Consider the following 12,080-nt stretch of genomic DNA (forward strand, 5'->3'; position numbering starts at 1 on the left):
CTGTAACCGGAGGAAATCCTATGAATAATTCCTTATCGCCTGCCGCTTCACCCCCTAAGCTAAACCTTCACAAACAAGAACGCAGAAAGCCTACAACGGGCAAAATCCTAATGATGGTGTTCCTGTGTATCATGGCGTTGATTCAGTTATTTCCGCTTATTTGGTTGATCGATTATTCCCTGCTCAAGAGCGGTGAGTTCTTTGGAAGCTCATTTCTGAAATGGCCCTCTCCACCCCAGTGGGAGAACTATCGAAACGCTTTTACCTACGGGCGTGTGCCACGTTATTTTGCCAACAGTCTTATCATTACAGTGATTACTGTTATGCTCTCTGCGCTGGTGTCCCTGATGATGGGATATGCGTTTACCCGGATGAAATGGAAGCTAAGTGGCATCGTCCTCTCTCTAATCATGTTAGGCATGATCATTCCCATTCACGCCACATTGCTGCCAAACTTCATTCTGTTTAACAAGCTTGGGATGCTGAACAATATGTACACATTGATTTTGCCTTACTCAGCCATTGTCATCCCCATGAGTGTCCTGATTATGACCGGGTTCCTGGAGACCATCCCACGGGCTATTGAAGAGTCCGCCGTTATTGATGGCAGTGGCATTTACGGGTTAATCTTCCGTATCATCCTGCCCATCACCAAACCGGCGCTGGCAACCATCTGTGTACTCAATTTCATCAGCACTTGGAATGAATTCATTATGGCGAACACCTTCCTCACCTCGGAAGATCTTAAGACGATTCCCTTCTCCATTATGAAATTCACTGGTGAGTATTCATCCAACTATGGTGCACAGTTCGCGGTTATGACGATCATCGCTATCCCAACCATCCTGATCTACCTGCTCTTCACAGAACAGATGACCAAGGGAATTACCGCCGGGGCGGTTAAGGGCTAACACAATAAACTTAATCATAACAACATAAAAAAGCTGACAAGACAGGTTTCGTACCCGTCTTGTCAGCCTTTATTCATTCTTACTGATATCTCTTACGGTCGTTGCCAATCCTCCCTCAGCCATTCAACCAAGAGGAGTTCTGGCACATTCACTTTATTAACTTCGGCATAATCTCTCACCCGTTCCAGCAAACGTCCCGCGGTTCCCGCACTAACCTCTAAACCATGTGCGTTCAGAACATGCATGATTCCACCACTTCCGGAATGTTTACCTAACACAAAATGATGTGCTCTCCCCACCTCAGTGGGATCAAAGGTCTGGTAGGTGGCTGTTTCTTTCAACAAACCGTCAACATGTATCCCAGATTCATGTGTGAAGGCGAGTGATCCGACGATTGGTTTGGCATCGCCGACACTTCGGCCCGAGGCTGCGATCACCCTATCCGCCACCCCCTTCAGACACTCTGGACGCACGCTGTTCTCCCCGCCATAAAGATAACGCCAAGCCATCACTACTTCTTCCATTGCTGCATTCCCGGTGCGTTCACCAATCCCTGCCACCGTAGTGCTTGCCCAGACCGCACCCGCGGCAATACCGCTAAGTGTGTTTGCTGCCGCAAGACCAAAATCATTGTGGCAGTGTACCTCAAGCTCTACATCTGCAGGAACAGCACTAAGTAATGTGCTTACCCGCTCTGCCATTTGACCCGGATGATGAGCAGATACCGTATCTGCATAACGGAACCAACGAATGCCTTCTTTATATAATGTATTTACCAGTTCAACCAAGTACTCCATACTTGCCCTTGAAGAGTCCTCCATCCCCACCGACACAGTCATTCCTAGCCGTTGACCATATTCCGTCGCATGCAGTAATCTTGTCAGACCTTTGGCAGGTGTTAAACCTAGCTTACCTTGTAATTGAATTTCCGAGACAGGGATCGATACATGACTCCAGTTCACACCCGTCGCCCATGCTTTGTCGATATCACTTTCCAAGGCCCGATTCCAGGTCATCATCTTCATAGGAAGACCTAAATCAGCGATAGCCGCAATATCTTCTTGCTCTTGCTTGCCCATGGCAGGAATTCCTACCTCTGCTTGCTCCACTCCGCATTCCGACAGCAACCTTGCGATTTCCAGCTTTTCTTCCCTCGTGAATGAAACTCCAGCCGCTTGTTCACCATCCCTAAGTGTCGTGTCACATAGCCTGAGACTTTTCACGGTTTACCTTCCTCTCCGCAGCAAGTGCAATTCGGATTACGGGTAATATGGACGCTGTAACAGGCGAAGTCGAGTGAATTGAAGCGATGCATTACGCCCGCATAAGTCGTCCCTACCCTTGTAACCCATTTTACGGCTTCCAACGCAGCCAGACAACCCGCAATTCCGGAGGTTGCTCCCAATACTGGAAAGCCAAACGGTTCCCATTCTGGATTAACATCCGGATAAAGACACTCTAAGCAAGGGGTTTCACCAGGTATAACCGTTGTTAGTGAAATCTCAAATCCATACATCGCCGCCTCTATCATTGGCGTGCCGGTTTCTACACATAGGCGGTTCAACGTATATCTTTCCGGAAAATCATACCGTGCATCAATCACTATATTAGCTTGCTCTACCCAAGGTTTTGCCATATTGTATTCAATCTTCGAATTATATCCTTCAATTTCAACATTTGGATTCAGACGTTTTAGCTGCTGAATTGCTGTGCTCATCCTTTCCATACCCAAATGATCACTGTCCATCAAAATCTGTCGATTTAAATCTGGAGGCACAATGTTTCCTTCATGCGCCAAGATCAGCTTGCCGATTCCGGCAGCAGCTAAATAAAGTGCGGCAGTGCCTCCAAGCCCACCAATTCCAGCAATCATCACTGTAGCTTCTTTTAGCGCTTTCTGCCCGCCTTCTCCAAGCAGCTTCAATTGGCGTGCGTATCGTTCCAGTTCGGTGCCGCCTACAAGCTGCTCCATTTTGCTCCCTCCCTGTGGCTGAGCTGCATCATTGGAATCTAACCCTCCAGACCATCCGTTCCATAGAGAGCTGTCATTTCATTAAATTTATCCATAAAGGCCAGCCCTTCTTCTACACAAGCAACGCCGTAGCGAATTACTTTATCCTCCGAGGTAAAAGGAAACGGAAAACCTGCTCTCAAGCTTTTTAACACAAGAATAATCCGATCACTATATAAAAGAGCACGCCCAAATCCTTCCCCATTTATTTCAGAAGAGCTTTGAACCAGAACCCCACTTTTCTCCTCGATCACGCCCGCCACCGCCTGAAACAAGAGAGGAACCTGCAAACGGACCTTTGGAGAAACCGCGCAGTTAAAATCAGATTTGTTCTTGTCTTCAGGGGAAGCGAGAAACAATCGTTCGATCTTCTTCTGTGGTGAAAGAGAAGCATGCCTTCCAAAAAAGTCTTCTGTATCAAGCAATTGACACAACCGGCGTATGAGCATCTCTGCTATATCTTTATCCAGCTTTTTCTCCGTGGTTCGACAACGGCGTTTTAATACTGCCGCTTCCGGAGCAACCCGGCCCATTAATGCAGCACTCTCATTAGCTATGGGATCCATCTACACTCGCCCCTTCCGCTTCATTTTCAGCATGTAATACCTTGGCTAGCCACATCGGTGGTTTGCCCTGTAGCATTTCAACAATCCGCTTCACTTGCTCATCAATAGGACTGCCTGGTGGAACCTTTACCGGCATAATTTTACGACGTGTGACTCTTGCCGCTGCTGAGGCTCCAATCTGCATGATGAATATTAGCGTGCAATCCTCTACCACCTCCAGACGACTCTCTATTTTGCCTGCTTCATCCTGATTGAGAATCGTTGGCAGTTTACGAAGACCTATAAGCTCCCCGCCACCTTTGGTAACTTTATAAATTGCGAACATCGGACTCTGCCCAAAATGGGCATTCACTCTAATTCCATCCTCTGTAGCGAATGCTACTTTCACGATGTTCCTCCTCCCTTCGCATTAACAGATTCGCCGCTTTATTCGACCACTCCATCGCTCCCCGATACCCTACAGAGGTGGCCATATAAGCACCAAGCTCATTCCAAACGGGAAATCCAGCCGCCATAAAAGCAGCATCTAACCGCGCCGCTCCATTTATCCCATGTGAGTTACCGATCCATAAATCTGCACCTTTGCCCAAAAGCTCAACATCATCCAGATCACCGACCCATACCTCTCGTTCCATCTCAACCACCAAAGGAGTTTCATAGGAGGTGACCAGGGCCTTTTGCTCCACCCCCAGCTCTTCGAGCCAAGAAGATACGGTATACAAATGATCTGGCTCCAGCGCGACAAGTGCAGACATCCCCGCAAATTGAAAATGAGCATCCAGCATGCTATCCAATAAATTCTCCCGTTGCCAGCAATAACGAAGCTGTACCGGCTCCCCGCTAATTTGATGCAGGAATTGCAAAATATCATCCGTTGCTTTAAGCCCCATCGCACTCTCGAATACTTTGTAGGGAGTTCCCAGCGCATTATGCAGTCTTCTAGCTGGACGCTCCATACTTCCGCCGATGGCAATGGTTAGACCCGAATGCAAGCTTTGCAGCATCGAATCCAGAGGCACCCCACCTCTTGTCAGCGGTGAAAATCCTGTCAGCAGATGCCCAGACAAAGAGGTCGAAATATCAGGTACAGCGATTACCTCAAAACCGAAGGAGGATATCATTTCTTTCAGCTCCATCACATCACCCGGCGTCAGAAACGATCCCGGCAAGAGGGTAATCTGACGTGTATTTACACTCCTTGAACCCCGATGGCCTACCTGCTGGATCATCTCATCAAGCATCGCCTCCACGGTAGAGCTGAACCCCGATTCCAATGAACCACGAAAGTCTGGTAAGGTGACGGAAAAAGCAAGCCCACCCCGCATGTTCCGCTCCCTTTTATAGGTCTTGAGCATGGATTGATAATCCACTCCTGCCACATCCGTCAGCTCAGTCCCAATAATGCCTATAATGTCTGGTCGGTGTTTACTGAGTATGGTATTTAGAGCTTCCTCTAAATTACGATTCGCATCAAAGATTACATCCATCTCCTGCAAAGCAGAGGTCTGTACGGCTATAGGCTCACGAAAATGCCGGGTAAGCAGCGCCTTCGGAAATGCGGAACAACCTTGCGCACCATGCACAATAGGTAATGCCTTGTAGCAACCCTGAAATGCCAGTACGGAACCAAGGGATTGGCCTATTTTCATTGGATTAACCGAAGTCGGTTTACTCCTTTTGTTAACGGTCATAGGAAGGTTCCCCCTTATCCCAGGGAGCGGCACTGGCAGCCAGCTTCCAGATTGGATTAGCAAGAGAATACGTCAGCTCCTTAGCCAGCCTTAGTAAACCTTCGTAACCAGCATAGGCCTTGTGTCTTTCTTGATTAATATCGATAAACGGAATCTGCTCTTTCATTGCCACATACATATTCCGTCCGCCAGCAATCATAATATCTGCCTTACGATCCCGGACGGTTTTGATAATTCGGCTTGCCCCGCCCTCCGGAATATATTCGGTGTCATCACCAACACGATCCGCTATACGCCGTACATCATCTTCCGTGCTTTTGTTCGTGCCTACACCTACCACCTGAACGCCTAACTCCTTCAGTGCGGAAATAATCGACCAGCTTTTTACTCCACCCGTATAGAGAACTGCTTTCTTTCCTTTAAGCAGCTTGCGGTAGGGCCGCAGCTCCTGAATCAGTCTGTTTTCCTCTCGTTCCGTCAACCGATCCACACGCCGCTCCATCTCACGGTCATTCAGCAAATAAGCCATTTGACGTAAGGAATAAGTTGTCTCTTTGGCCCCATAGAAGGAGCCTTCGAAATAGGGAATGTGGTATCTTGCCTCCATTTCTTTTGCCAGACCTAACAATGCACGGCTGCACACAACCATATTCACTTTTGCATGATGTGCCCATGTAATTTCCTTATATCTTGCATCCCCTGTAATTCTGGACATTAGCGTAATTCCAACACTCTTCATTAATTTCTCGATATCCCACATTTCACCCGCGATATTGTACTCTCCAATCAAATTCACACCTAAAGGAATCTCAATCTCTGGTTCACCTGTGCCAATGACATATTGTAGCAGCGCTTCACCAGCCAGCCGATTTCCAAGATTCTTACTGCCTACGAATCCGGGACTGTTCACGGGGATCACAGGAAGCCCCAATCTGCCTGCCGCTTCCTTGCATACCGCATCCAAATCCTCGCCAATCAATGCTGTCACACAGGTCGCATATACAAATATTGCCGGAGGCATAAAGCGCCCGGCAATATAGTCAATGCTATCTTTAAGTTTCTTTTCTCCGCCAAAAATAATGTCGTTATCGTTGAGATCTGTAGTAAATCCGTATTGTGAAAGTGATGGCCCGCTTGACAAAGCCCCTCTACTTTCCCAGCTATTCCCGGCACAAGCAGCCGGCCCATGGACGAGATGCGCAGCATCCATAATCGGCAGCAGCGTGATTTGGGCTCCGTCGAAGGAGCAGCCCCCAGCCGCTTCGCCCGGCTTGGGGCGTGGACATGGCTTCGATTTCGGAGTTAAGCTCCCGCAAGCTTGCGCGTCGAATACATCGTTTCTGATGGACTCCATCGTACCACCTCCCGTAACTGAATACTCCTTACTCTTAAAATGCTCAATTATTCAGTGTCACTACGATAAATATTGGACTAACGAACAAGATCGTGGTTGAAGCCAGATGAATCCTCATCCAACCCCTGCAGGATTGTATTTACTATAGTAGTTAACAAGTTCAAGGCACCTTGATAACCGATAATCGGATAACGATGCAGATGATGGCGATCAAAGACAGGGAAGCCTACACGGATCAAAGGAACGTCGGCATCTTTGGCAGCAAATTTAAGATGAGAGCTTCCAATGGCCAGATCCACAGGATCATCAATCAGCAGCGAGCGCATATGCCACAAATCATTTCCGATATGAACCGTTGTTTCTGCTCCGTAGGGACTGGCAGCAAGCAGAGCTTTCGCTTCTTCTTTAAATCCGTTTTCCCCATTGGAGCACACAATATGAATAGGCTCTATACCGACTTCCAGACAGAATTCAATCAGGCCGATCAGCAAATCCGGATCGCCAACTAAAGCCACTCGTTTGCCATGCAGATAAGGGTGGCTATCGAGCAAAGCATCCACTACCCGGCCACGTTCTTCCACAAGCTCAGGCGGAATGGGCAATCCCGTTAATTCACTGATAGACTCTATGAGCCGATCTGTCGCATGAATGCCCAGTGGAGTCGACATCGCAACGGTCTGTTGTTTCCATGTGCTGCTGATGTATTCCAATGTTTTTTTGACAGAATATTTCTGAAGTGATAGAGTTCCCAACGCATTAGCTGCCTTCGGCACATCTGCCAGCTTCGTTCCCCCATAATAATAGGAATATTCTCCTGTAGCCGGGGAATCAAAATTGCTGCTGTGGTCACCAAGGAAGGTGTAGCCTGTATCAAACGCGGCAAGGATTTTTCGAATTTCCGCAAAATTCCCCGTATAAGGCTCAAACCCTAAAATTACATTCAGCTTCTCTCCAGTTCCCTCTCCACTGCCAGGGGTAGCTTCAATCCCAGAGCGGATGAACAAGGTACTGAGGATGGACTTTAACATGGAATCGTAACCTGTAATATGTGATCCGGAAAAACTTGGCGTGTTGGCGTAGGGCACTGGAATTTCGTTCGAAATTGCACCCTTCTGGCGGGCATTGGATATAAAAGCCTGCAGATCATCCCCTATAACCTCAGCCATACATGTAGTGGATACAGCTATCATCTCTGGCTTATAGAGCGCCACACTATTTTCAAGACCATCAATAAGATTGTTCATCCCTCCGAACACCGCACCATCTTCTGTCATAGAGGAAGAAACCGCGGGGGTTGGCTCCTTGAAATGACGGCTCAAATGACTACGAAAATACGCAGTGCAGCCTTGGGAGCCATGTATAAACGGCAGAGTTTTTTCGAATCCCAGCGCAGCCATCAAGGCTCCTAGGGGCTGGCATGCTTTATGAGGATTAACTACCAGTGAGGTTCGGGCAAAATTCTTATCCTTATATTCAGACGACTTCGAGTAGGCTAATGCTTCTGCTGTCTCTTGCTCACTGCAGGGTGCCTCGAATGCTTTTTTCCCTTCACGTTGCTTCACATAGGGTTCAGTTTGAAATAATGTATTGTAATCCGGGATCTCCAGTTTGTCCTTCATACGCCCGCCTCCTTTTTAGGGAGTGATCCTGTTTTCCCTGAATTGATCAAGCTCCACACTGGGCTGTTAATGGTCATGTCCATGTCCTTAGCAAAAATCTTAAACCCGTCATAGCCATGGTAAGGACCACTATAATCCCAAGAGTGCATTTGCCGGAAAGGAATACCCATCTTGTGATACACATATTTCTCCTTCACACCCGAGCCCATCAGATCAATATCAAGTCTTTGCGCAAGCTCTTCCAGCTCGTAAGCGGTTGGATCATCGTAGATAATAGTGCCTTCCGGCAGTTCAGGGAATGTTTTCTCGTAATCATCCTTGTGAGCGAACTCATAACCTGTGCCCACTACCTCCATACCCAGATCCTCATAAGCCCCCAGTGTATGGCGGGCACGTAATCCGCCTACCAGCAGCATGACCTTTTTACCTTCCAGCCGGGGTTTAAATTTAGAGATAATCGCCTCCATTTGTGGCGTGTATTTAGCGATGACTTTCTCGCAATTTTCCTGAATATACTCATCAAACCTTGCGGCGATGGCTCGAAGGCTTTCAGCTGTTTTGGTCGGCCCGAAAAAGTTGTATTCCAGCCAAGGAATCCCATATGCTTTCTCCATCGTCGTTACCATATAGTTCATGGAGCGATGACAGTGAATCAGATTGAGCTTCGCCTTATGCGCGATCGCCAATTCATTGATGGTTCCATCCCCAGACCACTGCGCAATAACACGCAGCCCCATTTCCTCCAGTAAAATGCGTGAAGCCCAAGCGTCCCCGCCGATGTTATAATCTCCGATAATATTAATATCGTAAGGACCACATTCCGCAAGCTCCTTCTTCCCCATCAGAAAATCACGGATCGCATCGTTAGCAATATGATGACCCAAGGATTGGCTAACCCCACGGAACCCTTCACAACGAACGGGAATGATCGGGATACCTAGCTCGATAGACATTTTTTTGGACACCGCTTCAATATCGTCTCCGATTAGCCCCACAGGACACTCTGATTGGATCGAAATTCCTTTAGCCAGTGGGAACATTTCTTTAATTTCACGGCAAATGACTTCAAGCTTCTTGTCACCGCCAAATACAATATCTGTCTCCTGAAAATCACTCGTCACCTGCATAGCCGTAAAATTATCAATGCCCAGTGTTCCATTGGCATAATTCCGTCTTGTTCCCCAGCTATATTGTCCACAACCTACAGGACCATGGCTGATATGCACCATATCCTTGATCGGGCCCCAGACCACGCCCTTCGAACCGGCATAAGCACATCCTCTTTGGGTCATAACCCCCGGACGGGACTTCATATTCGATTTGATGGCGCATTTGCCACAGTTTATTAACTCTTCATTATTGATTTCAAAATGCTTCTGACGATCCTTCCGTGCCTTTTCCGGGTAAACCTCAAGAATCTCTTCGAGCATCTTTTGGTTATCTTCGATATTTAGCCCCATTCTGAATCCTCCTCATCCCTTAGAGTGATCCGGTGAACAGCCGTCTCTCCACTCCTGTTCACCGGACGAACCTAATTATTGGCCAGATGCCTTCAGCTTTTTCAGCGCGGTCTCTTCATCCTCAATCACACCAAATTCCATGAGTAAATCCTCCAGCTCTTCCATAGAAATCGGGGTCGGGATTGTCATCATATTGTTATTCAGAATCTTTTCTGCCAAAATCTCATATTCTCTAGCTTGCTGATGATGAGGATTATATTGGGCTACGGTCATTCTTCTCAGCTCTGCATGCTGAACCACATTATTCCGCGGGACAAAATGGATCATTTGTGTATTCAAACGGCGTGCCAGCTCCATAATGAGCTCATCCTCACGGTCCGTATTACGACTGTTGCAGATCAGACCGCCCAATCTTACGCCACCGCTGTTGGCATACTTTAGAATTCCGCGCGCAATGTTATTGGCCGCATACATAGCCATCATTTCCCCGGAGCATACGATATAAATTTCCTGTGCTTTATTCTCACGGATCGGCATTGCAAATCCACCACATACCACGTCACCAAGTACGTCATAGGATACAAAATCCAATCCTTCATAAGCCCCTTGCTGCTCCAAAAAATTAATCGCTGTAATAATCCCGCGGCCGGCACACCCCACACCCGGTTCAGGTCCACCGCACTCCACATTAAGAATGTCGCCATATCCCAACTGAACTACATCCTCAAGCTCCAAATCCTCAACCGTTCCTCTTTCAGCTGCCAATTGGAGCACTGAATTCTGAGCTTTGGTGTTCAGAATCAACCGTGTGGAGTCCGCTTTAGGATCACAGCCTACGATCATTGTTTTTTGACCAAATTTAGTGGCGAGCTGCGCCAAAGTGTTCTGCGAAGTTGTGGATTTACCGATACCGCCCTTACCGTAAAAAGCAATTTGTCTCATCATTCATCATCCCTTCGAAATCGATATATTTTCAAAATAAGAGCTGATCTTCACACTTTCGAGAATCACATCCTGTATTTCACCTTTACGCACCAGAGGCAATACCCCGGCTTTATTTAAGCTGGCGCGAGGGACATCGCCAATGCCAGAGCAGAGCAATATTTGACAGTCCTGTAATATAGAAATAATTTCTTGTAGCGTGGTATTCTTATCCCCATTACAATCCGCTTTACCGTGGCAATAGGCCTGAATCTTTCGGACACCTAGCAGCTTCACGCTTACTCCATCTGTTTCATAAACCATGAACTCTGTCGCGTGGCCAAAATGTTGATTGACCTTATCCCCACCGCGTGTAGCAACAGCGACTTTGGTGGTGTGCTGCCCTTGCTGGAAAGAGTTCTGCCTTAGCTCTTTGGCTTTGACACGCTGACGGATTTTAGCATCGAGTTCACGTTGAAAGAGCGCTCTAGCTTGCTCATTTATAACTGGATTTTCATCCATCTTTTCTAATATAAAATCCTGATTACGATCCTGACCTAGCAGCCCAATGGCATCAGCACGGCATTGTCGACAATGGCGCATGACCTTCATTCCTTCGCGCCCAAGCACTTCCTGCAGGTTGTGCAGTTCTTTAGGACGCGGCGCCTTGCGCCCATCCCGTTCATACTGACTTCCCGGTGCGATAATTAAAGGCGTCACATTATGCAGAGTTGCCCCGAGCGCTTTAACTGTTCGCGATACTTCAGGGAGATGATGATCATTGATCCCTGGAATCATAACGGAATTAACTTTAACAAGAACGCCTTGCTGTGCCAGCAGCTCCAAACCTTGAAGCTGGCGGCTGATCAGCAGCTCCGCTGCTTCTTCTCCTTCGTACCGGATCCCTTCGTCAACAACCCATGGATAAATTTCACGGCCCACATTGGGATCAATGGCATTGATGGTGATCGTGACATGACGGATACCTAGCGCTAGTATGGCGTCTACATGCCTGTAAAGGGTCAATCCATTAGTACTTAGGCAAAGGGTAACATCAGGCACCTGCCGCTTGACTCGTTCGAACGTGTCAAAGGTTCGTTCTGGATTCGCCAGCGGATCACCCGGACCTGCAATCCCAACTACCGACAGTTGCATCAGCTGTGCGGCTACACCTTTCACTTTTCTTTCAGCTTGCTCTGGAGTTAGCACTTCACTAACTACACCAGGCCTGCTTTCATTCACACAATCGAATTTTCGGTTGCAGTAATTACATTGGATGTTACAGGCGGGAGCAACCGGGATGTGCATCCTAGCAAAAAAACGATGAGCTTCCTCGCTGTAGCAGGGATGGCGGCTGAGCTCCTCCTCTGCTTCAATGGATAACCTCGATGACGTCTGCGGCATTTCCCCACCTCCTAAAAGTTTTATGCAGCATGAACTTCTAGTACTTCTTCGCAGTAAAACTCACTTCAACAGAACAACTGATGTAATTTTAGTTAACACAAATCATGTTCGATTGCTTTGATTAGTTTCATCATATTTTCATC

General features: G+C 47.5%; 11 protein-coding genes. 1 reads left to right on the forward strand and 10 read right to left on the reverse strand.

Annotated elements, in window-relative coordinates:
• Window positions 1-20 precede the first annotated feature (20 nt).
• On the forward strand, window positions 21-911 hold the full coding sequence (locus NSQ50_RS25270; protein WP_038573086.1) for a carbohydrate ABC transporter permease: 891 nt from the start codon (window positions 21-23) through the stop codon (window positions 909-911).
• A 92-nt stretch (window positions 912-1,003) separates the two neighbouring features.
• Here the strand turns inward: NSQ50_RS25270 and NSQ50_RS25275 are convergent, their stop codons facing one another.
• From NSQ50_RS25275 to nifB, 10 genes are all read right to left on the reverse strand, one after another.
• Window positions 1,004-2,134 carry a homocitrate synthase/isopropylmalate synthase family protein gene (locus tag NSQ50_RS25275; RefSeq protein ID WP_076223451.1) on the reverse strand — a complete coding sequence of 377 codons (1,131 nt, stop codon included), beginning with the start codon at window positions 2,132-2,134 and terminating at the stop codon, window positions 1,004-1,006.
• Window positions 2,131-2,883, reverse strand: coding sequence for a HesA/MoeB/ThiF family protein (locus NSQ50_RS25280; protein ID WP_076223453.1), 753 nt, complete (start codon window positions 2,881-2,883; stop codon window positions 2,131-2,133). The genes NSQ50_RS25275 and NSQ50_RS25280 overlap by 4 nt, the downstream gene beginning before the upstream one ends.
• A 38-nt stretch (window positions 2,884-2,921) precedes the next feature.
• Entirely contained in the window at window positions 2,922-3,488 is a 567-nt protein-coding gene (locus tag NSQ50_RS25285; protein ID WP_038573089.1) for a DUF269 domain-containing protein, read from the reverse strand.
• Window positions 3,472-3,876, reverse strand: coding sequence for a NifB/NifX family molybdenum-iron cluster-binding protein (locus NSQ50_RS25290; RefSeq protein ID WP_036679578.1), 405 nt, complete (start codon window positions 3,874-3,876; stop codon window positions 3,472-3,474). Before NSQ50_RS25290 ends, NSQ50_RS25285 begins: the two co-directional genes overlap by 17 nt.
• Window positions 3,842-5,179, reverse strand: coding sequence for a nitrogenase iron-molybdenum cofactor biosynthesis protein NifN (gene nifN, locus NSQ50_RS25295; protein ID WP_036679582.1), 1,338 nt, complete (start codon window positions 5,177-5,179; stop codon window positions 3,842-3,844). Before nifN ends, NSQ50_RS25290 begins: the two co-directional genes overlap by 35 nt.
• Window positions 5,169-6,533, reverse strand: a complete 1,365-nt coding sequence (gene nifE, locus NSQ50_RS25300; protein WP_036679585.1) for a nitrogenase iron-molybdenum cofactor biosynthesis protein NifE — start codon at window positions 6,531-6,533, stop codon at window positions 5,169-5,171. Before nifE ends, nifN begins: the two co-directional genes overlap by 11 nt.
• A 77-nt stretch (window positions 6,534-6,610) precedes the next feature.
• The gene (gene nifK, locus NSQ50_RS25305) at window positions 6,611-8,152 is read right to left on the reverse strand and encodes a nitrogenase molybdenum-iron protein subunit beta (RefSeq protein ID WP_076223455.1); all 1,542 of its coding nucleotides are present in this window, start codon (window positions 8,150-8,152) and stop codon (window positions 6,611-6,613) included.
• A complete protein-coding gene (nifD, locus tag NSQ50_RS25310) occupies window positions 8,149-9,612 on the reverse strand; it encodes a nitrogenase molybdenum-iron protein alpha chain (RefSeq protein ID WP_076179397.1) in 1,464 nt (487 codons plus the stop codon). Before nifD ends, nifK begins: the two co-directional genes overlap by 4 nt.
• Before the next feature lie 75 nt (window positions 9,613-9,687).
• On the reverse strand, window positions 9,688-10,557 hold the full coding sequence (nifH, locus tag NSQ50_RS25315; RefSeq protein WP_235219430.1) for a nitrogenase iron protein: 870 nt from the start codon (window positions 10,555-10,557) through the stop codon (window positions 9,688-9,690).
• A 3-nt stretch (window positions 10,558-10,560) separates the two neighbouring features.
• The gene (nifB, locus tag NSQ50_RS25320; RefSeq protein ID WP_076223457.1) at window positions 10,561-11,937 is read right to left on the reverse strand and encodes a nitrogenase cofactor biosynthesis protein NifB; all 1,377 of its coding nucleotides are present in this window, start codon (window positions 11,935-11,937) and stop codon (window positions 10,561-10,563) included.
• Window positions 11,938-12,080 lie beyond the last annotated feature (143 nt).

Origin of the sequence: Paenibacillus sp. FSL R10-2788 (genome assembly GCF_038003885.1) — a bacterium.
In the GTDB taxonomy this organism is placed as follows: domain Bacteria; phylum Bacillota; class Bacilli; order Paenibacillales; family Paenibacillaceae; genus Paenibacillus_AQ; species Paenibacillus_AQ odorifer.

Excerpts from the sequence above, each read along its gene's own strand:
- nifN (WP_036679582.1), bottom strand. The coding sequence starts at position 5,179 with ATGACCGTTAACAAAAGGAGTAAACCGACTTCGGTTAATCCAATGAAA.
- nifD (WP_076179397.1), bottom strand. The coding sequence starts at position 9,612 with ATGGGGCTAAATATCGAAGATAACCAAAAGATGCTCGAAGAGATTCTT.
- nifB (WP_076223457.1), bottom strand. The coding sequence starts at position 11,937 with ATGCCGCAGACGTCATCGAGGTTATCCATTGAAGCAGAGGAGGAGCTC.
- nifH (WP_235219430.1), bottom strand. The coding sequence starts at position 10,557 with ATGATGAGACAAATTGCTTTTTACGGTAAGGGCGGTATCGGTAAATCC.
- NSQ50_RS25285 (WP_038573089.1), bottom strand. The coding sequence starts at position 3,488 with ATGGATCCCATAGCTAATGAGAGTGCTGCATTAATGGGCCGGGTTGCT.
- NSQ50_RS25270 (WP_038573086.1), top strand. The coding sequence starts at position 21 with ATGAATAATTCCTTATCGCCTGCCGCTTCACCCCCTAAGCTAAACCTT.
- nifE (WP_036679585.1), bottom strand. The coding sequence starts at position 6,533 with ATGGAGTCCATCAGAAACGATGTATTCGACGCGCAAGCTTGCGGGAGC.
- nifK (WP_076223455.1), bottom strand. The coding sequence starts at position 8,152 with ATGAAGGACAAACTGGAGATCCCGGATTACAATACATTATTTCAAACT.
- NSQ50_RS25280 (WP_076223453.1), bottom strand. The coding sequence starts at position 2,883 with ATGGAGCAGCTTGTAGGCGGCACCGAACTGGAACGATACGCACGCCAA.